General features: G+C 44.8%; 19 protein-coding genes. 14 read left to right on the top strand and 5 right to left on the bottom strand.

Going from position 1 to position 19,607, the window contains the following annotated elements; translation table 11 throughout:
• Window positions 1-18 precede the first annotated feature (18 nt).
• From FH755_RS13325 to FH755_RS13280, 10 genes are all read left to right on the top strand, one after another.
• Window positions 19-378: a hypothetical protein gene (locus FH755_RS13325; RefSeq protein WP_292441611.1), complete on the top strand. Its 360-nt coding sequence runs from the start codon at window positions 19-21 to the stop codon at window positions 376-378.
• 134 nt (window positions 379-512) lie between these two features.
• Entirely contained in the window at window positions 513-2,021 is a 1,509-nt protein-coding gene (locus FH755_RS13320) for a thymidine phosphorylase family protein (protein ID WP_292441610.1), read from the top strand.
• A 16-nt stretch (window positions 2,022-2,037) separates the two neighbouring features.
• On the top strand, window positions 2,038-2,997 hold the full coding sequence (locus FH755_RS13315) for a ribose-phosphate diphosphokinase (RefSeq protein ID WP_292441609.1): 960 nt from the start codon (window positions 2,038-2,040) through the stop codon (window positions 2,995-2,997).
• A complete protein-coding gene (locus FH755_RS13310; RefSeq protein ID WP_292441608.1) occupies window positions 2,994-4,349 on the top strand; it encodes an MBL fold metallo-hydrolase in 1,356 nt (451 codons plus the stop codon). The genes FH755_RS13315 and FH755_RS13310 overlap by 4 nt, the downstream gene beginning before the upstream one ends.
• A 50-nt stretch (window positions 4,350-4,399) precedes the next feature.
• On the top strand, window positions 4,400-4,858 hold the full coding sequence (locus FH755_RS13305; RefSeq protein WP_292441607.1) for an ATPase: 459 nt from the start codon (window positions 4,400-4,402) through the stop codon (window positions 4,856-4,858).
• A 129-nt stretch (window positions 4,859-4,987) separates the two neighbouring features.
• Window positions 4,988-6,091 (top strand): phospholipase D-like domain-containing protein, encoded by a 1,104-nt coding sequence (locus FH755_RS13300; protein ID WP_292441606.1) that lies wholly within the window; start codon window positions 4,988-4,990, stop codon window positions 6,089-6,091.
• A 28-nt stretch (window positions 6,092-6,119) separates the two neighbouring features.
• A complete protein-coding gene (locus tag FH755_RS13295; protein ID WP_292441605.1) occupies window positions 6,120-7,085 on the top strand; it encodes an efflux RND transporter periplasmic adaptor subunit in 966 nt (321 codons plus the stop codon).
• Window positions 7,086-7,092: 7 nt separating this feature from the next.
• Entirely contained in the window at window positions 7,093-8,823 is a 1,731-nt protein-coding gene (locus tag FH755_RS13290) for an ATP-binding cassette domain-containing protein (RefSeq protein WP_292441604.1), read from the top strand.
• Entirely contained in the window at window positions 8,820-9,914 is a 1,095-nt protein-coding gene (locus FH755_RS13285) for an ABC transporter permease (protein ID WP_292441603.1), read from the top strand. The genes FH755_RS13290 and FH755_RS13285 overlap by 4 nt, the downstream gene beginning before the upstream one ends.
• Window positions 9,914-11,014, top strand: coding sequence for an ABC transporter permease (locus tag FH755_RS13280; RefSeq protein WP_292441602.1), 1,101 nt, complete (start codon window positions 9,914-9,916; stop codon window positions 11,012-11,014). Before FH755_RS13285 ends, FH755_RS13280 begins: the two co-directional genes overlap by 1 nt.
• Window positions 11,015-11,458: 444 nt before the next feature.
• On the opposite strand, the gene FH755_RS13275 is transcribed toward FH755_RS13280, so the two are convergent.
• The gene (locus FH755_RS13275) at window positions 11,459-12,361 is read right to left on the bottom strand and encodes a DMT family transporter (protein ID WP_292441601.1); all 903 of its coding nucleotides are present in this window, start codon (window positions 12,359-12,361) and stop codon (window positions 11,459-11,461) included.
• Window positions 12,362-12,634: 273 nt separating this feature from the next.
• Here FH755_RS13275 and FH755_RS13270 point away from each other — a divergent pair, with 273 nt between their 5' ends.
• Window positions 12,635-12,847, top strand: a complete 213-nt coding sequence (locus FH755_RS13270) for a hypothetical protein (protein WP_292441600.1) — start codon at window positions 12,635-12,637, stop codon at window positions 12,845-12,847.
• Between the two features lie 88 nt (window positions 12,848-12,935).
• On the opposite strand, the gene FH755_RS13265 is transcribed toward FH755_RS13270, so the two are convergent.
• The 4 genes from FH755_RS13265 to FH755_RS13250 form a co-directional block, all read right to left on the bottom strand.
• Complete coding sequence (locus FH755_RS13265) at window positions 12,936-14,147, bottom strand: hypothetical protein (RefSeq protein ID WP_292441599.1); 1,212 nt, start codon at window positions 14,145-14,147, stop codon at window positions 12,936-12,938.
• A gap of 155 nt (window positions 14,148-14,302) precedes the next feature.
• Entirely contained in the window at window positions 14,303-14,890 is a 588-nt protein-coding gene (locus FH755_RS13260; RefSeq protein ID WP_292441598.1) for a cytochrome c, read from the bottom strand.
• Complete coding sequence (locus tag FH755_RS13255) at window positions 14,880-16,217, bottom strand: APC family permease (protein WP_292441597.1); 1,338 nt, start codon at window positions 16,215-16,217, stop codon at window positions 14,880-14,882. Before FH755_RS13255 ends, FH755_RS13260 begins: the two co-directional genes overlap by 11 nt.
• Before the next feature lie 320 nt (window positions 16,218-16,537).
• Window positions 16,538-16,834 carry a hypothetical protein gene (locus FH755_RS13250; RefSeq protein WP_292441596.1) on the bottom strand — a complete coding sequence of 99 codons (297 nt, stop codon included), beginning with the start codon at window positions 16,832-16,834 and terminating at the stop codon, window positions 16,538-16,540.
• Window positions 16,835-17,035: 201 nt separating this feature from the next.
• On the opposite strand from FH755_RS13250, the gene FH755_RS13245 reads away from it, so the two are divergent.
• From FH755_RS13245 to FH755_RS13235, 3 genes are read left to right on the top strand one after another with little or no spacing between them, the layout of a single operon-like run.
• Window positions 17,036-17,731, top strand: a complete 696-nt coding sequence (locus tag FH755_RS13245) for a heavy metal response regulator transcription factor (RefSeq protein ID WP_292441595.1) — start codon at window positions 17,036-17,038, stop codon at window positions 17,729-17,731.
• Entirely contained in the window at window positions 17,718-18,218 is a 501-nt protein-coding gene (locus FH755_RS13240) for a hypothetical protein (protein ID WP_292441594.1), read from the top strand. The genes FH755_RS13245 and FH755_RS13240 overlap by 14 nt, the downstream gene beginning before the upstream one ends.
• Window positions 18,173-19,108: a heavy metal sensor histidine kinase gene (locus tag FH755_RS13235; RefSeq protein WP_292441593.1), complete on the top strand. Its 936-nt coding sequence runs from the start codon at window positions 18,173-18,175 to the stop codon at window positions 19,106-19,108. The genes FH755_RS13240 and FH755_RS13235 overlap by 46 nt, the downstream gene beginning before the upstream one ends.
• Window positions 19,109-19,607 lie beyond the last annotated feature (499 nt).

The following is a 19,607-nucleotide window of genomic DNA, read 5'->3' as shown; positions in this document are numbered from 1 at the left end:
GGTAGTGGAGATGATGAAATGACTGAGCATAGGTTTGGCATTAATCCCGGATTTTTGACAAAACATCAGTTAGGACTTGTCGGGCTTGAGCAGTCCAATAGTAAGAAGTTGCTCACTGAGATTGACGCACTACCGTGGGTTGATCGTGTCTGGCTAAATGCCGAGAAACAAACAATAAAAATTGCATACGAGGCATCTCACCATAGTATCGATGAATTGATTGCAATTGTTGAAAAACATGGCGCATCAATTAAGGACAGTTGGTGGAGTCAAACTAAGCTGGGCTGGCAACGACAAACTGACGAAAACATAAAAAATAACGCCAAACATGAGCCCCATTGCTGCAATAAGGCACCTACAGGTAACAAAAATAGGTAGTCAGAAATGTCACTTCAAGCTTTTCGCCACCTTGGCAAAGAGATAAGCGAATGCCCTTCAAGTGTTCTATCAGGGTGCCTGTCCTCATTATTTCCAGGTTATTAGTTAACGAGTTTTGAAAAAAATATTTATCCATGACTGCATCGCACCAATTATCTATTGTTGATATGGGCATAGACACCCATCAAGAGCCTGTGGTGTATATGCGTAGCGATTGTCATATCTGTCGCTCGGAGGGGTTCACCGCAAACAACAGAGTCACGCTCCGTTATGGTGAAAACTGCGTAATTGCAACCTTGAACGTAGTAGATGGGCAGCTATTGGCGTCGGATACAGCCGGGTTATCCAAAATTGCCATGCATCGCCTTGGCGCTATTGAGGGTCAGAAGCTCACTGTTAGCCATGCTCCCGTTGTTACCTCACTTAGCAGTGTTCGAAAAAAAGTATTTGGCAACAAGCTCAGTGACATTGAGATTGCAGACATTATTAAAGACATCAGTGCACATCGTTATTCTGATATAGAAATTGCCAGCTTTATTAGTGTTTGTGCGGGAAGTCATTTAGATATTGATGAAATAATTGGGCTCACTCGGGCCATGGTTGAGTGCGGAAAACGTCTTAGCTGGTCTGGTCAGAACATGATTCTCGATAAACACTGTATCGGTGGTCTGCCAGGTAATCGTACTACTCCACTTGTTGTTTCGATTGTAAGCGCAGCTGGACTTATCATTCCCAAAACATCCTCAAGGGCAATCACATCTCCTGCTGGCACAGCAGACACCGTGGAGGCACTCACTACTGTTGACCTTAACCTTAATGATATTCAACGCGTTGTTGCTGAAACTAACGCCTGTCTTGCCTGGGGGGGAGCTGTAAATCTCAGTCCAGCAGACGATCTGTTAATTCGTATTGAGCGTGCGCTTGATTTGGATGGCGAGGGGCAATTGATCGCTTCCGTGCTCTCAAAAAAAATTGCTGCAGGCTCAACCCATGCGGTAGTAGACATTCCAGTTGGTCCCACGGCCAAAGTTCGAACGGACAAAGAAGCTAAAAGACTTGCTTCGCTATTTACCCAGGTTGGGGCTGCTTGTGGCATGCGGATTCGTTGTCTTATTACCGATGGCAGTCAACCTGTCGGGCTGGGTATTGGCCCCGTCGAAGAAGCACGGGACGTACTTTCTGTCCTGCAAGGAGTCAATGATGCGCCGGTCGACCTTCGTGAGCGTGCCTTGTTCTTAGCTGCAAACCTGTTTTCTTTGTCATATCAAGAAAGCGTTGAAGAAGGTCTCTTACGAGCCACATCAATACTGGATAGTGGTAAAGCCTGGCGACAGTTTCAGCGCATAGTCAAAGCACAGGGTGGTATGAAACAGTTACCAGAAGCCCGTTATCAGCTCACGGAGCAGGTTCCAGAACCCTGCTCAATCACTGAGATAGATAACCGCAAGTTAGCACGTTTGGCAAAACTAGCCGGTGCCCCCGGAAGTCCTGCTGCTGGGATAAGGCTGCACGCTAGAGTCGGTGACACCCTAGATAAAGGTGAACCGTTATTTACCTTGTTCAGTGACAGTGAGGGAGAGCGAGATTACGCACTGGCTTATTACAGTGAACAGGGTAACCCTTTCACTTTCAATTTAACTTAAAAGGCTCAGAGCCCTCATGTCAGCAGAGTTTGTACATCATTTTCACTCAAGAAAAAAGGAAGCCAACACACAACCTCTTATATTTGCCCTTGAGCCACATCCATTGCAAATATCGCTTGCAAAGCTATTGAATGCAGAGCCAGGCAAATTTGATACAAGACAGTTTCCTGATGGCGAATCGTATCTGCGTATTCTGTCACCAGTAGCTGAACGTTCATGCTTGATCATTGCCGATTTGTCCCAACCAAATGCTAAATATTTACCCTTAATTTTTCTGCTTAATACCTTGCGAGAGCTTGGGGCTGCCAGTGTCGGTTTGATAGCGCCTTACCTGAGCTATATGAGACAGGACTGCCGTTTCATCGAAGGAGAGGCGATAACATCAAAAATATTTGCTCAAGATCTTTCACATCATATGGATTGGTTGGTAACAGTAGACCCGCATTTGCACCGCTATCATACGCTGGATGAAATTTATCATGTGCCTTCAGCAGTGGTTCAGGGAGCACCAGCACTAGCTCGGTGGCTGAGAGAAAAAAAGGATTTATTACTGATTGGACCTGATGCTGAGAGTGAACAGTGGGTGTCTGATATTGCAAAACAATGTGGCCATCCATTCGCTATCGGTACTAAACAGCGATATGGAGATCGCAAAGTCAAAATTACACTGCCTGATATTGAAGCATACAGCTCACACACAGCAGTGATTATTGATGATGTAATTTCCAGCGGATATACCATTCTGGAGTGTATCAATACACTAAAAACAAAAGGCTTTGTACATATTCAATGTGCCGCGGTCCATGGCATTTTTGCAGATGGTGTCGATACAAATTTGATCTCAGCCGGATTGGAAGCATTGGTTACAACTAACACTATTGTCCATCACACCAATGCAATCGATATGGCGCCGTTACTGGTTACTGCAGTGGAAGCTTTCATATCAGAAACGCCACATATAGGAGATCAGCCATGAGAATCACTTTTCTTGGCGGGGCAGAAACAGTTACGGGGTCAAAATTTCTTGTGGAAACCGGACAGAGCCGCATATTGATCGATTGTGGTCTGTTTCAGGGTTATAAATGGTTGCGTGAGCGTAATTGGCAACAGCTAGCTTTAGATGTTCATGAACTCGACGCTGTGATATTGACGCACGCTCATTTGGATCATTCAGGCTACATACCCGTTCTTTATAAACAGGGTTTCCGTGGACAGGTGTTTACACATCATGCTACTAAGAGTCTTTGTCAGATTTTGTTGGCTGACAGTGGTCATCTTCAGGAAGAGGATGCTAAATATTACAGCAAACACAAGTTAGGCAAACATGCTCATCCAGAACCACTTTATGATCGTCGGACTGCTGAAAACAGTATGGAACTGTTTCAGTCCATCGATTTTGATGAGTTAGTAGAAATAAAAGATCTTCGTTTTTACTTGCAACCTGCCGGGCATATTCTTGGTGCTGCAAGTATCATTCTGGAAGCAGAAAACAAAAAAATAGGCTTCTCGGGTGATGTGGGTAGATATTCAGATGTATTGATGGCGTCCCCGCGCCCCTTACCTGCACTTGACCATTTATTAATGGAATCAACATACGGCAATCGACAACATAGTAATGTTGATTCGCTGGGACAATTGGCGGATGTGGTTAATAATGTGGCCCGAAATGGAGGCGTCTTACTCATACCAGCTTTTGCCGTTGGTAGAGCCCAAGCGCTGCAGCACATACTTGCATCATTGATGGCTGCTGACGTTATTCCAAAAATACCTATATACCTCGACAGCCCGATGGCAATTAAGGTTTCGGATATTTTTTGCGAGTTCAAATCCCAGCATCGGCTGAATACTGAGCAATGTCATCGTATGTGTGACGTTGTCACCTATACCCAATCAGTAGAAGAATCCAAGGCTCTGGCCGGACAAAAATACCCTCACATCATCATTGCAGGCAGCGGAATGGCTACAGGGGGCCGCATTTTGCATCATTTTAAAAGGTTACTTGGAAACAATAAAACCACGGTGCTTTTTACAGGCTATCAAGCTGGCGGAACCCGGGGGGCGCAACTTTTAGAGGGTGCCAATGTGGTAAAAATTCATGGCGAATGGATACCGGTGCGAGCCAAAATTGATAGTATCTCCGGGCTCTCTGGGCACGGGGATTATCTGGAGCTGTGTCAGTGGCTGAAGAACTCAGACTTAACAGGTTCAACACAGATCCACTTGGTCCATGGTGATGCAGAGGCGCTTGACGGTTTTCGTCTATATCTTCAAGAAAATACCCCATTTGCAGTTAATGTTGCTGTATATGGGAGTGTTCTACAAGTATGACTAAATTAGCTCTATTAATGGCAGTCTAACAAAAATCAGGAGAACCGATTATGCAGGTTGAAACGTTAAGAGATGTCCTTCACTGGACAAGCGAGTTCCATCAACACCTTACCGAGTGTTTGAAACATTGTGCCGACAATAATGAGAGTGCTCGTGCACAAATGCTTCTCAAGTATTTATCAGAACATGAAGAAAAGCTTGGACATGTTGTTCATCAGTTTGAGGTCACAGGTAATGAACATGCCTTAAATACCTGGTGCTATGAGTATTTGAATAAACATCCAATTATTCAACATCATGATTGTGAGGCGCCCTTTTCTCAGCTATCGACTAGAGAAATCATGCAGGTAATTATTGATCAGCATAAGCAGGTCATTGACCTGTATCGTTATCTACATGAACGCGCGGATATACCCTCGGCGGAAGAGCTAATGGAAACACTCAAATCCTTTGAAGAACATGAAATGATGCAGATGGTGCAGTCAGCCAACCGTTTAGAAGATATGTGATGAAGTAACTTTTACTCGTAAGCACACTTAGTGTTGTAAGAAGTATTCGGAGAGATGATATACGCTCTTTTCTGCCACATGCATGAAAGCTTGAATTATTATTAAGGTGGTAATCGGTCGAGAATAATCATGAATGGTTGCGACTCATCTATCGCTCTTCCTGAAGAGTCTGAAGACGAATTTATTGTCTTTGATGAAGGTGATGACCTCTATGAAAGTATGTTATCTGCGACTTCAAAAGCCCAGCATACGATAAAACTAGAAACATATATTTTTGCTTATGACCAGGTAGGAAAGCTTTTTGTGGATGCTCTTGTGGAGAGGGCAAGAAATAAAGTTGAGGTTAGAGTAATTCTTGATGCGGTGGGGTCGGCTCGCTGGTCATCACAGGAGCTGATTAAAGCTTTGCGAGATAGCGGTGTGGAGCTGCATTGGTTTCATCCCTGGAGCTGGCAGCATCCATTACGATATAACCGCAGGGACCACCGAAAACTGTTAGTAGTGGACAACAATATTGCTTTTTTAGGTGGCTTTAATATTCACAAGGAAAACTCAAAAAAAATATATGGAGATTACCGGTGGAGAGATACGCACATCAGTTTCACGGGTATAAAAGCTAAGGAAGCATCGCAGTTATTTGATCTATTCTGGACAGGTCACTTGCGTGAACTGCCGAAGCAGATTAGTAGCGGAAGCCAATTATTTCATAACCACACATTGGCTTGCAGATACCGGTTGAGGTGTGAATATGCAGCTATTTTTAAACGAGCCAAAAATACAATATTTATCACAACACCTTATTTCGTGCCAGACACCTACATTATAAATCAGCTTGTTAAAGCATCGAACCGAGGTGTTGATGTGAAGTTATTAGTTCCACGAAAAAGTGACATTCGTATTGCCATCTGGGCATCCAGAAGTCTTTACGCCCCGATGCTCGCAAGCGGTATCAAGATCTACGAATACTTACCTCGAGTACTTCATTCAAAAACTGTGGTTGTTGACAGTAGCTGGGTTCTAATTGGAACTGCCAACCTCGATTATCGTAGTTTATTCATTAATTACGAACTGAGCTTGATTAGTGCCAATAAACATTTAAGCACAACGCTTAAGAACCAATTTCTCAATGATATTAGCCAGGCTGAAAGAGTCTCTTTAAATTTATGGTTCAAGCGAGGTATTCGCTCCAGGATGGCGGGTGTAGTTGCTTCAAGTTTAAAGCGTTGGCTATAGAACAAGTTTATAGTTGGAATGGAGAAGAATGGTGAAAAAGAAATCATGGATCTGGTCCCTCATGGTAATAGTGTTAATTGCTGTCACTTCCTACGCCTTCTTTCTATTGACTGACAGAACTCCGTTACCAGAGGGGTTCGTCTATGGCAACGGGCATATTGAGGGGCGTGATGTGAAGGTTGCCGCTGAACGGGAGGGACGAGTATTGCAGCATAGCCTGGTGGAAGGTGAATCTGTCACAGCGGGTGACGTACTTGTCGAGATCGATCCATCAGATGCAGAAGACCTAATTCGGGCGACAGAGGCGGAACTCACATCACTCAAGGAAAACATCGCTGCCATTGATAACCAACTTAGTACATGGCGCCACCATGTTGAAACTGCGGAACGTCAGTTGCAGAGAGTCCGGTCATTACAAGCAAAAAAACTGGCTTCGCAGCATGACATTGATACAGCTGAAAATGCCGTCAAAGAAGCACAGGGGCAATTGCAAGTTTTGCGAAACCAGCGTAAATCGCTCAACGCCCAAGTTGAAGCCGCCAACGCGAGAGTCTCGTTGGCTGAATCGCAACGGGATAAGCTCGAGGTTACTGCCCCGTTATCGGGTACCGTGTTAATTCGTGCAGTGGAAACAGGTGAGATCGTATCTGCTGGTCAACCCTTGGCAGTTATTGTTGATCTCGGTCGGCTGGAATTAAAAGTCTATGTGTCGACACATAACCTGAATCGCATAAACTTGGGTGATGATGCCCGAATTCGTGTCGATGGTCTTGAGCGCTATTTCACTGCCAAGGTCAGCCGTATCGATGATTTTGCCCAATTCACACCACGAGACATACATATGCCAGACGAACGTCAGCGGATGGTCTATGGTGTGACATTGATACTGGATAATACAGATAATGAATTAAAGCCGGGCATGCCTGCAGATGCCTGGATACGCTGGGATACGACCGCAGAATGGCCAGAACTGCTAATGGTTCCAGGAAGCTGAAATAAGCATGTCTGAATCGATCACGTTACAGGCTATAGATCTCTCACGAAGATTTGGACAGAACCTGGCGGTGGCTAATATCAGCATCACTGTACCAAGAGGGACTCGAGTCGGTATTGTGGGCGCCGATGGTGCTGGGAAAACTACACTGTTGCAGATGTTAGCGGGTATCCTCGATCCCAGCAGCGGCAGCTGTCGAGTATTTGACTATGATTCGCGCCGCCAGTCTAAGAAAATCGCCACACGCATCGGCTATATGTCCCAGGGATTTACTTTATATGACCGGTTGAGCGTAGATGAAAACCTCGAGTTTTTTGCCCGACTTCATGACGTAACTAACGAGCAATACCAACTACGCCGTAACACGCTATTGCAGATGGCGGGCCTAACTGCATTTACACAGAGACCCGCCGGTCAACTCTCCGGCGGCATGCGAAAAAAGCTTTCACTCTGTACTAACTTAGTTCATGAGCCGGAACTACTCATTCTTGATGAACCAGGGTTGGGAGTGGATCCTCTGTCGCGGCGACAGTTATGGGAGATGCTAGATCGTTTTCGGCAGCAGGAGGTAACCACTATCGTTGCCACATCCTATATGGATGAGGCAATGCGCTGTGACCGCGTGCTCCTGTTGCAAGACGGCAAGTTGCTCGCGGACTCAACGCCGGACTCACTGTTAGAACAACTCAAAGGTCGGGTCTTCAGCATTTCCTTTGATTCAGCTACCGCACCTGAGGAAGTTGTCGCTAAAGCGCTGCGTCGTATACAGGGGACACATTCCATACAGAGGCTGCCGGATCGTTTCCGTTGCGTTACCGATGATGCTGAGTTTGAAAAACGAGTCGCTAGCGAGCTCCGCACGAATATCACGGTTAAACCAGCTGCACCAAAGCTTGAGGACTTGTTTGTTCTGCATAGTGGTGAACAGTTTGGCGAAAAACCTCTAGATCTGACTACGCTTGCACCTAAAAAATATAACAGCGGCGTGCGAACGGAAAACCTTAGCATCCGGTTCGGCAATTTTACTGCCGTTGATGGGGTCTCATTGACGGTTGACGGTGGTGAACTATTGGCTCTGTTGGGGCCTAACGGGGCAGGTAAAACCACGATGATCCGGGCCTTTTGCGGGTTGGCTGTCATCGGCGAAGGCAGCGCGGTTGTTGCTGGTGAGGCCGTGAGTACAACAAACCGCAACTTGAAACGTCAAATCGGCTATATGTCTCAAAAGTTCTCGCTCTATCTGGATATGACTGCTGCCGAAAACCTGGCTTTCTTTGCCAACCTCTACGGTTTATCGGGCAAGGTTGCGCAAACTGCCATAGATTGGGCTAGCTCAGTGACTGGTTTGAATGTGCCACTACAAACCTTAGCTACCGAATTGTCCGGTGCTGTCCGACAGCGACTGGCACTTGCATGCAGCATTCTGCACCAGCCAGCGGTACTTTTTCTCGACGAGCCGACCTCCGGCATTGACCCCATATCTAGATACCGTTTTTGGGATGTTATCAGAACATTGGTGTCTGCCGGGATGACGGTAATTGTGACGACCCATTATCTTGATGAGGCTGCGTACTGCGATCGATTGGCACTGATGATGAGTGGCCGACTGATCTCCCATGGTACCCGGGATGAACTTGCCCATTCCCTGGCGTTGGCGCCAGACACCGATATGGAAACGCTTTTTCTCCAAGCGGTTGCTCGGGCCACTAGCGCTGAACAGGTCGGGGGTGTGGTATGAATTACCGTCGTATGACCGCATTGCTGACTAAGGAAACCCGTGAATTGGTAAGGGATCCGGTGACTATAGTACTGGCTGCGATCATGCCCCTGATTATGCTGTTTTTATTTGGTTATGCCATAAACTTGGATGTGGATGAGTTGGCCCTGGGTATTTACGATCAGGACAATACACCTATGAGTCGCATGCTGGTCGACCGTTTTGCGAGCTCCCCTTATTTCGAAATTATCGAATACAGTCACAGTACCCACGATCTTGAACGCAGCATGCAGCGCTCCCAAATACGCGCAGGTATTGTTATTCCATCAGGCTTTAGCCGGAGAGTATTACGCAACCAGCCAGCTCCAGTGCAGGTCATTATTGATGGTGGTTATCCGGTGATCGCCAGGTTGGGCTTGGCATATATTGATGCCGTGGTTGCTAGCTTTCCCAAGCCCCAACCTGATTTGGTTGGAGTCGAAACCCGCGTTTGGTACAACCCGTCCCTAAGTAGCATTACTTTTGTCGTCCCGGGACTGTTTGCAGTCATTTTAATGGCTTTTCCACCGTTGCTGACTGCGTTGGCAATTGTCAGGGAAAAAGAAACGGGTAGCGTGTCTCAAATTTATGCCTCGCCTCTGCATTCCAGTGAATACATTTTGGGGAAACTTCTGCCCTATGCATCAGTGGCTTTTCTCGAGATATTGATGGTGATCTTGGTCGGGTTTGCCTGGTTTAAGGTTCCCATTGCCGGCAGCCTACCGTTGTTATTCTTCGCATCATTAATATATGTTTTCACGACGGTGGGCATTGGTTTGCTGGTTTCCTCCATTGCAAGAACTCAGCTTGCCGCCATGTTACTTACCCTGATCATCACACTGATGCCATCATTTCTTTTTTCTGGCTTCTTGTTCCCCATTTTCACCATGCCTTTCGGTCTGCAACTTTATAGCCAGTTATTTCCCGCCAACTATTTTATGGAGGTGTCGAGAGGCATATTATTAAAAGGCCTCGGCATTGAGGCGGTTATACCTAATCTGCTGCTTTTGATTATTTACACGTTGGTGGTGTTTATCTTTGCCACTTGTCGCATGAAACAGAAGGTAGCCTGATGCCTGTTGCATTTATCGGTCTTCTTCGCAAGGAAACGATCCAATTCTTTCGTGATCGAGTGATTCTAGGATTGATACTGTGGTTATACACTATTGAAGTCGTAATCTGCGCCATGGCCTTAAGTTTCGATGTTGAGAATGTACCAATGGCGGTGGTCGACCAGGATCGCAGTGTGCTGAGCCGCACATTGCTACAGAAATTTGCGTTAAGCCAGTCGTTCGATCTTAAGCACCAGGAAAATGACGTATCGGTAGCGGAGAGGCATTTAACCCGCGGTGAGGTGACTACCATCTTCGTCATACCGCCAGGTTTTGAGCGTAGTGTTCGTGCTGGGAACCAAGCGAAAGTTCAGTTTTTGCAGGATGGCACTGACTCCAATATTGCTGCTAATTCGCTGTATTACGCGAAAGGCATAGTTAACGCATTTGTTCGGGAACAGTTTCCGCAATCACGGGACACCAATGTGGTGTCGGTCACACGCATATGGTACAACCCGCAGCTGACCACAGCGAACTTCATGGTACTGTCAATGATTGCATTGGCTGGAATGATGGTAGGCGTGATTCATCCGGCAGCGAGTATTGTACGAGAAAAGGAGCGGGGCACCATAGAGCAACTGTTGGTGACGCCAATTTCAACCATGCAATTGTTTCTCGCCAAGCTTACCCCAACCATGATTATGGGAATACTGTCAGTGTTTCCCAGTCTGTTAATTGTGCGCGCTTTCGATGTGCCATTGCGTGGTAGTCTGGCGCTATTTTTGGCCCTTACTGGAGTTTTTCTGTTGAGTGCCATCGCCCTCGGGGTACTGATTGCCTCCTATAGCCGCACCCTGCAGCAAGCACTGTTATTGTCATTTTTTGGATTATTTCCAGTAATGTTCCTGTCCGGCACCCTGACACCAGTGGAGTCGATGCCAGTATTTCTCCAAGCTTTGTCATACCTGAGTCCATTGCGTTATTACATGGACATTATCACCGGCATTTTCTTAAAAGGCGCTGGTTGGATGGAGTTGTGGGATGAAACTTTAAGCCTGCTCGCAATTGCAGTTCCAATGTTGATTTTGGCATTAGCCGTTTTTCGGCGACGTTTAAAATAGCCTAATCACAAGCCACCGATAAAGAAGATTAAATCAAGAGTTATTTCAGAGCTTACTTATTATGAATAAGGGCGATGAATATATCATTGTGACTATCAAAAGATGGAAAATAGCTGATTAGCTAACGTCGTAATAATTGTTGCCAGTGCTGGTATGCAACAACTTCTTTCTCATCATGCAATGGTTTACTATTTTGCTGATTATCTGCTCGGTATTGGGACTGCGAACGGAAGTTTTCAACAATAGCTTGATTCTGTGCATTTCTCATTTGTCGCATATAGTTCACTTGATGCGGGTGAACTTTCACTACCTCAACGTACCAAGGTTCGATTTTCCCCTACGCTCTTTCAAGAAATACCAGCCCAATACACTGATGGAGATGCTTAACTGAACTATTAAGTTTAATAAATATAGAGGCACTCAACAATAAAACCTGAATCCGTGTTAATGAGCAGGTTTTATTTTTCCATTTATGACTGTGACTAAGGAGATAGCCGTAATAATTAATGTTGCTCCAAGCCATTGAATGGTAGTTAATGACTCTGAAAAATAGGTATGACCAAGGTATATGCCAAACACGGGGGTGAGGAAGTTATATACGTTAAGCTTGAAAAGTGGTGCATGTTGCATTAGCCAGAACCATAAAATAAACGGGAGTGCAGTTCCCAATAATGCCAATGCAAGGAGAATTAAGGTGTAATCCATTTTCCAGTCTAAAGAGTCCGGGTTGGTTGTGTAAAAAGCCAAAATACCAAGCGGTATGGCACCAATGAGTAACTGGAATCCCATTGCAAAAAGCACGTCGACTTGACCAGCAATTTTCTTAAGTAAGACATTGCTAATAGCAACACCAACCGATGCCATTAGCACGAAGCCTATTCCCAATAGAATTTGCTTCTCACTCTGGGCCGGGCTGTTCAAAGAAATGATGATTATTCCTATAAATCCGATAACAGTACCAATAAAAGGGACAGCGGTCATTCGTTCCTTCAGGAAATACCAGCCCAAAATACCGGCAATCAGTGGTTGCGTATTAGTGATGACAGTTGCGAGCCCGGGATCAATCAAACTGCCAGCATAAAACATGCCCCATAAACCCAGACTTGTCGCGGTGAGGCCTATTGTTGTTATATAGACCCAGAGTCGATAACCCTTTGGAAAAGCGCGGTTAGTAAGGTGAGCAATGAGTACGATCACACAACCAGCGAGGATGGCACGTAAAAAAGCTGTCAACATAACAGGAGCAAAAAGCAGACTGAGCTTAATAAGTGGGTAGCACAATGCCCACAGCATCATCACAGTAATTGCAGCAGGGCTGACGGGCTTGAGATGAATATTCAGTGTCATGACGATAATCGTTAAATTATGGATTCTATCAACATAATTAATTGATCTGGCAAGAAGCCAGTGAATCCCCAAAGGTATGATATTTAGTATGGCCTAACCGATAAAAACAGGAATGTATAGCCCGAAAGGCTGCTAATATCTTCATTATGGTTGTAAGTATTATTTATGTCAGGAAATGAGACGTGAAGCATAGCAAATACATCGGTGCAGCTGTGTCATCATTGTTATTAACAAGTATTCAATATCAAGGGCTTTACTATGATGGGAGATAACATGTTTGGCAACACAATGTGGACAGGGCATTGGCTGTGGATGCTAGTTTTTGCCATTGTGGTTGTTATTCCAGCATGGCGGATTTGTCAGCGCACGGGGTATCCCGGTTGGGTAGGGCTCCTGATCCTGATTCCTTTTGTTAATCTCGCTTTTCTGTATTTCATTGCGTTTGCCGATTGGCCAAGAGAAAAAGACCAAGGCAAACCTGATTGAAGCATACAGACTGATAGTTGCCATTAAGGCTCGCCTATCATCTATAAAACGGGCTTAGAGCAGAGGTGATGGTTTATCGGTTTTGAGGTTAATTATTTTGTGTGAGTATGGGCGCGAACCCGCCACCCAGCGTTCGTAGATTGGTGGTCTGACCTTGATAGAGTCTGGCCGCTACCAAGAGTAGAGAGCCACCATAAGTATATAAACGCACGTCGACTTTTAGCATTTTTCGCTCACCGTCAACCACAACCATGCGTTCTGAAGGCGGTACAAACGCTTGAGCAACATAATCACTTTCAAGAATTCGGGCAAATGTGCTTTTGGTAAGTTTGCTTCCTCGGTAAACACCTTTGCTGCCATGACCTGCCACTGGTTTGAAAAACCACTGTCGACGCTGTTGCCAGAGCGACTCTGCTTTTCTTGCTGTCACCCGCACGGTGTGTGGAATACCATTTTGAAGTAACTCAGCATGTTCAGGGCTTAAGCCCCAATCTATCAGGTTCTGCTGATCTGACATCACTGCCAGATTACGTTTATCTGCGAACATAGCGTGCGTATGTGGGTTCGGAGTGATGACTGCATTGCCCTCTAACCAAGCAGAACGAATAGCAGCATGCTCAGGCGCTTCTAGACCGAAGTCAACCAAGCGGTTATAAACCATGTCAATTCGTTGATTATCACAATACAAGCCCCCTGATTCATATCTGACATCAAAGGGGGAAAGGATCACCGTATCGATCCCATTTTTACTTAAAAGCTTTTGCGCCAGTATGAATTCTGGATACAGGTGTTGTTCTGTAGGTGCATCATCGATGATGGCTATTCTTTCCGGTTGCCCGCTGCCACGCTGGGCACGCCATTCGCTTATGAATTGGGCCATTACCGCTTCATCGAAATTTTCAGCCCAGGACGCATGCACTGAGCCACCACAGCATTTTGATTGAGCCTGTGCCAAAATTGAATTCAGGAAAGCGCCACCGGCATTAGTATTAATTTCGATAAGATGGGGACCGTCCTTACCGAGGTGGAAATCAAAGCCCATAAAAGCACCGGCTTGTCCTGGGTTGTAATGCGCACTTTCTGGCGCCCATGAGAGGACTTTTCGCTGATAGTCGGGCAGCGCTGCTGTAGCCTCAATGGCCTGAACAATGGTCAGCATTTGGTTCAGGTCAGAATCGGGGACAAACACAGCGACATTGGAGAAGAATTGGCGCAGGGTAGAACCGGATAGGATCTTGTCAGCATCATCACCTAACAGCTGAGTAAGATTAAGCTTGACTGTCGACCAATCAAGAGTCATGCACCCACAGTGCTGGTTGAGTCTCTCTGCTTTTGTCTGCTGTGAAGAATTATCACTTCGTTTCAAGGGAAAAGCCTTTGTATCCGTTAAGAGTAATCAACATGCTGAGTCAGCCAAACAATTCAGAGAATGGGATTAATACTCTCAAGCCGAAATTAATGTGCATGACTACTATTTTCCGCATCTCTTGAAGTTAAGATCTGGTATTGCTCAGGGGAAAGTTCGGGGAGTTTTTTTAGAAAAGCAACCATATCCCAAATTCGTTGGTCATCATGTCCGGGAGCCCAAGAGGGCATGCCTGAAGCTTTGATACCATGCTTGATTATCCAGAAACGACGCTGGTCATGTTGTGCTTTGGTAAACGCTGTTTCAGGTATTTCTGTTAGATTGGGCGGGGAGGGATAGAGCCCTTTTGTAAAGTCAGTTTCCGACTTACCAGGGCTTAAGTGGCAAGAAACACACATTTCATTATAATCAGGCCCACCTCTGAGTAAACGTTCTGATGAAGATATGTTTTCAGGTACTTTAATATTACTGGCTGCTCTTGCTACGGAACGATCTCGCAGTGTTTCCAAAGCCCAATACGTGAATTTGTTATGCGGCGTGTCTGCACCCATTGGATATAAGCCGGAATAGATAAATAGCAACAATAAGATGGCTATAGCAATGAGAGATAACGTTAAGAATTTGATGAGTCGTAAATTGCAAGATTTCATGCTATTTCCAGCCAAGTCAATGTTCATGAACATCACCATTAACAATTTTTAAAAAGTAATATTCGACAAGCCAGATTGCTGCCATCACTGCAAGGGCAACCCATATGACTAATGGGTCGCTCTGCCATTTAATTGCTGCAAACCCAGTAAGTAAGATCAGGTTTAGACAGATAGCTAATGTAGGAACTAGTGGGTTAGCTCCAATATCTTTTCGCAGGTGCTTGAGGACACCCCAATGAATTGCGGTATCCATAACGAGATAAAAGAGTATGCCAAGCGAGGCAATACGGCTCAGATCAAAAAACACTGTCAAGATGAGCCCCAGTACAACGGTATATACAAGCGTATGTTTTTGAATGCTTCCTGGCATGCCAAAGTGACTGTGCGGGACCAACTTCATTTCAGTCAGCATTGCCAGCATGCGAGAGACGGCAAAGACACTCGCCATTAGTCCCCCTGCTGTAGCAACAATGGCGATTATTACTGTAAACCAGACACCAACATTGCCGGCCGCCGGTCTGGCTGCCGCAGCAAGAGAATAGTCGCGAGCGACGATGATTTCATCAATAGATAAATTGCCAGCCACAGACCAGCCAACAAGTGCATAAATGACGATACAGAACGCGATCGAAATAATGATGGCTCGGCTAATATTCAATCGAGGATTGATAACTTCTGAGCCACTATTCGTGATAGTAGTAAACCCTTTGAATGCTAAGACACCGAGAGCGGTTGCAGCAATAAAAGCCGTCCAGTCATTTTCTGTTGCAACAAGACTGATTTCAGACTCCAGTGCCTGACCTGAATTTACCATCAAATAAATGCCTAAGACACCAAACACCAGAATGCCAGCGATCTTGACTATGCCCAGAAAATAGGCGGTGCCTTGTATGTAACGGTTACTGGCCAGGTTGATCGCAAATATACCCACTATCAGGCCGGCACCCAGAGCGGGTACCCAGAATGCAGTTTGTTTGACGTCAAATAGCTGCAATGTGTAACTGCCGAAAGTCCTGGCCAAAAAGCTCTGAGCAATGACCATCGATACATACATCAGCAGAGCATGAAAAGCTGTAGTAAGCGAGTGACCATACATCTTATGCAGATACATACCGATACCGCCAGCGGACGGATATTTATCAGAGATTTTGATATAAGAATACGCACTGAAACTGACGACGATAGCAGCTGCAAGAAATGCAAAAGGAAACGCAGAACCAGCTAACTGCGCCATCTGCCCGGTTAAGGAAAAAATCCCGGCACCAATCATGACACCGGTGCCGAGGGCAACAGTACCAGTTAGGGATAAACTATTTTTTTGGTAATGAGTGCTATGATCATTATGAGCTGACATTATTTACTCCCTGTATCTTCATCCAACTGATTCGTAATGCTCAACCATACTCATGGAGTTTCAGGCTGAGAACTCTTTAAAGTGTTCGGTCTGGCTACGTGACCGGCTGTAGTAATGGTTTTTGTTCTATCAAGAGATCGGCTGACACCTTCGAGTCAAAGACTTTAGCATAATTGCGATCTCTGGGATTGACACTAACCGGCGCTCATCTACCCAGTAAAAGTGCAGAGTTTCTCTTGATTGCAGATGCGATAAATTTGTGTCGACCTATAATGTGGAGACCCCATCCTCATCAATCGGGGTCTCCAGTTTAATCAGTTTTATTTCTTATGTTTGTGTGACACAGAGCTTTTTTCTGTTTCAGAAGCGCTTTTATCGGCTTTACTTTCATTGTCCATATGGTTCCCTTTCATGTCATGGTTCATGCATTTCTGCATCATGGCTTGCATGTCAGGATCATTCATATCCATTTTGCTGCGATCCATGTTTTGCATGGTCTCGCAATTCGGCTTTTGGTTATCAGCAGACGCATGATTTCCTTTTTCATGGGCATAACCAATAACAGGTACTTGAAGGGCAAACAGTGCCAAGAGTATGTGTGTGACTTTTCTTTTCATTGCAGGTTTCCTTGTTTAATTTTGAACTACTTATAGTGGTTTGGTTTTCTAGTAGTTAAGGAGAGGATAGTGCATCACGGATTACGCTGACATGACCCATTGATGACAAAAATGTAATCACCTTGAACTGTACAGCGGGTATGCTGAGTCATTACATTTCTGACGGAGTAGCTTTCTTCATTGACTTTCGGGAGATAATGAATGCGTATACTCGTTGTTGAGGACGAGCCGAAAACGGGTAATTACATTAAACAGGGTTTAACTGAAGCGGGCTTTTTGGTAACTCTAGCTTCAAACGGCCTGGATGGGCATCATCATGCAATGACAGAGTCGTTTGATGTGATCATACTCGATGTGATGTTGCCAGATGTCGAAGGCTGGAAAATTCTTCAATCCCTGCGTGAAGTGGGTATGCAAACACCGGTGTTGTTCTTGACTGCCAGAGACAGTATCAATGACAGGGTAAAAGGGTTGGAATTGGGGGCAGATGATTATTTAGTTAAACCCTTTGCTTTTGTTGAACTTTTGGCCAGAGTGAGAAACCTGTTACGCCGAGGGAGCCAGTCGACGGTGTCTGAACAAGTCAAAATCTCTGACTTGCTAGTTGATATTCCATCAAGAAAAGTGAGTAGGGCAGGCAAAAGTATCACCTTATCCCAAAAAGAATTTTTATTGCTAGAACTATTTATCCGAAGACAGGGTGAAGTGCTGCCAAGATCTTTGATTACCTCAGAAGTCTGGGATATGAATTTCGACAGCGACACCAATGTAATTGATGTGGCGGTGAGAAGACTGCGAGCAAAAATTGACGATGGCCATGATCACAAATTAATTCATACCATCAGGGGGATGGGCTACAAGTTTGAGGACGAGATCGAGCCCGATGAACAGTTATAAGCTGAGCACACTATCATTGACCTTAAGGTTGATGATTTTTGCTGGCTCAGCAATAGGGCTGAGTTTGATCGTAAGCGTTGTTCTGATCCAGGAATCAGTCAAAAAACATTTTTCAGACCAATATCTTGGAGAGTTACTGGTAGTCACTGGTAGTGTCGAGCGTAGACTCGACAGCATTGATGGTAATATGCGCTTGGCTCAAGAGGCACTGTCCAATGCAGTATCAGGGCATCATGGTGTCTATTTTAGGGTTGACGCCGATACCGGAGAACAACTATTTCTCTCCCAAGGCGGTGATTTTTTATATCAGCTCAACGATTTTGATGCCACCAAAATCACCGATAAGACGCAATTAAAAAATTGGCAACTCGATGGCGGCGTTTATCGAGGGTTTGTCACAGAAATTTCTGTCGACGGTAAGAGTTATCGTGTGATAGCGCGATGGATATGTCTTTCCATAAGCAATTTCTCGATAAATTCACCGTGAAAATGTGGTTAATGATGTTTGCTATTGGCATTATCACAATCGGTGCAACCTGGTTAGGTATATACCAAGGCCACAGACCTCTTAAGATGTTGAGCAGACAAATCAGAAATATTCAAACTCATCAATTGGATGAGAGACTCAACCCCACTCTTTTACCCATTGAGCTCCGAAACTTGGCCATATCATTTAACCAGATGCTACAGCATTTAGAGGAAGATTTTGAACGGCTATCAAATTTTTCTGCTGATATTGCACATGAACTGAGAACCCCACTGACTAATATTATTACCCAGACCCAAGTCGGTTTAGCCCAAACACGGTCGCTCGATGAATGTCGGGAACTGCTCTACTCTAATTTAGAAGAGCATGAGCGTTTGGCCAAAATGGTAAGTGAAATGCTCTGGTTAGCCCAGAGTGACAACAACCTCATTAAACCTATATTTAAAGTTATAGATTTAAATAATGAGATAAGTGAATTATTCGAATTTTTTGATGCTTTGGCTACTGAACATCAGATCAACCTTACCCTCGAAGGAGACAATGTTTCTATCCATGCAGATAGAGAGCTTTTGCGGCGAGCGTTTTCAAATCTACTTTCAAACGCTATCCGTCACACACCCTCGGGTTCCACAATTCAAGTAACCATTAGCCAACCTGAAAAGAATTGTGTAGAAATTGAATTTATTAATTCAGGTGAACAAATTCCAAGTCATCATATCAAAAGAGTCTTTGATAGATTTTATCGGGTGGTTCCATCCAGAAGCAGTGATAGCGAAGGTGCAGGCCTTGGACTTGCCATCACCAAAGTAATTATCGAAGCACATAATGGACAAATAACAGTTTTTTCAGATAGTGCCCACACTGTATTCAGAGTTAGGATGCCGGTTTAATATAACAGCTCATGGAATGGTTCGAGTGTTGATAATGCTTGGCTATTACTCTATTACTGTTGTATTCCATGTCACACGTCGTAAAGTGTCAACGACAATGATTCTTTAATTATTTGTGTAAAGCCATGCTGAGGGGCTTTTACATTTGGCTTTTGTAACTGATGAATTTGTCAAATAACCGCAGTAATCACTGCTTTCGACATAAAGCTTTTCAACATTTCAAAGAGGACTTCAATCCATCTTCAACGACAGCCCGACTCAGGATCGGCTCTGAACGACGACCGAGCATGGCTGAATGCTTTCAGAAAACTAACTTTGCAATTTTGTGAGTGCTCAATTAATTGCAATCTGGGTCATATGAAGTTGTCAGAGGCCATTTTTATTGACGTATAAATGAAATTCAGAACGCGACGTCTATTTAAACAATGAATTGAAAACCAGTGTATTTGTACACAACTTAAACAGGCAGGTAAAAGTCCAAAATTTGTATTCATGGTTG

This window comes from Methylophaga sp., from assembly GCF_009711715.1.
In the GTDB taxonomy this organism is placed as follows: domain Bacteria; phylum Pseudomonadota; class Gammaproteobacteria; order Nitrosococcales; family Methylophagaceae; genus Methylophaga.
This window is presented reverse-complemented; position numbering and strand designations above follow the sequence as displayed.

Excerpts from the sequence above, each read along its gene's own strand:
- FH755_RS13325 (WP_292441611.1), top strand. The coding sequence starts at position 19 with ATGACTGAGCATAGGTTTGGCATTAATCCCGGATTTTTGACAAAACAT.
- FH755_RS13320 (WP_292441610.1), top strand. The coding sequence starts at position 513 with ATGACTGCATCGCACCAATTATCTATTGTTGATATGGGCATAGACACC.
- FH755_RS13315 (WP_292441609.1), top strand. The coding sequence starts at position 2,038 with ATGTCAGCAGAGTTTGTACATCATTTTCACTCAAGAAAAAAGGAAGCC.
- FH755_RS13310 (WP_292441608.1), top strand. The coding sequence starts at position 2,994 with ATGAGAATCACTTTTCTTGGCGGGGCAGAAACAGTTACGGGGTCAAAA.
- FH755_RS13305 (WP_292441607.1), top strand. The coding sequence starts at position 4,400 with ATGCAGGTTGAAACGTTAAGAGATGTCCTTCACTGGACAAGCGAGTTC.
- FH755_RS13300 (WP_292441606.1), top strand. The coding sequence starts at position 4,988 with ATGAATGGTTGCGACTCATCTATCGCTCTTCCTGAAGAGTCTGAAGAC.
- FH755_RS13295 (WP_292441605.1), top strand. The coding sequence starts at position 6,120 with ATGGTGAAAAAGAAATCATGGATCTGGTCCCTCATGGTAATAGTGTTA.
- FH755_RS13290 (WP_292441604.1), top strand. The coding sequence starts at position 7,093 with ATGTCTGAATCGATCACGTTACAGGCTATAGATCTCTCACGAAGATTT.
- FH755_RS13285 (WP_292441603.1), top strand. The coding sequence starts at position 8,820 with ATGAATTACCGTCGTATGACCGCATTGCTGACTAAGGAAACCCGTGAA.
- FH755_RS13280 (WP_292441602.1), top strand. The coding sequence starts at position 9,914 with ATGCCTGTTGCATTTATCGGTCTTCTTCGCAAGGAAACGATCCAATTC.
- FH755_RS13275 (WP_292441601.1), bottom strand. The coding sequence starts at position 12,361 with ATGACACTGAATATTCATCTCAAGCCCGTCAGCCCTGCTGCAATTACT.
- FH755_RS13270 (WP_292441600.1), top strand. The coding sequence starts at position 12,635 with ATGTTTGGCAACACAATGTGGACAGGGCATTGGCTGTGGATGCTAGTT.
- FH755_RS13265 (WP_292441599.1), bottom strand. The coding sequence starts at position 14,147 with ATGACTCTTGATTGGTCGACAGTCAAGCTTAATCTTACTCAGCTGTTA.
- FH755_RS13260 (WP_292441598.1), bottom strand. The coding sequence starts at position 14,890 with ATGAACATTGACTTGGCTGGAAATAGCATGAAATCTTGCAATTTACGA.
- FH755_RS13255 (WP_292441597.1), bottom strand. The coding sequence starts at position 16,217 with ATGTCAGCTCATAATGATCATAGCACTCATTACCAAAAAAATAGTTTA.
- FH755_RS13250 (WP_292441596.1), bottom strand. The coding sequence starts at position 16,834 with ATGAAAAGAAAAGTCACACACATACTCTTGGCACTGTTTGCCCTTCAA.
- FH755_RS13245 (WP_292441595.1), top strand. The coding sequence starts at position 17,036 with ATGCGTATACTCGTTGTTGAGGACGAGCCGAAAACGGGTAATTACATT.
- FH755_RS13240 (WP_292441594.1), top strand. The coding sequence starts at position 17,718 with ATGAACAGTTATAAGCTGAGCACACTATCATTGACCTTAAGGTTGATG.
- FH755_RS13235 (WP_292441593.1), top strand. The coding sequence starts at position 18,173 with ATGGATATGTCTTTCCATAAGCAATTTCTCGATAAATTCACCGTGAAA.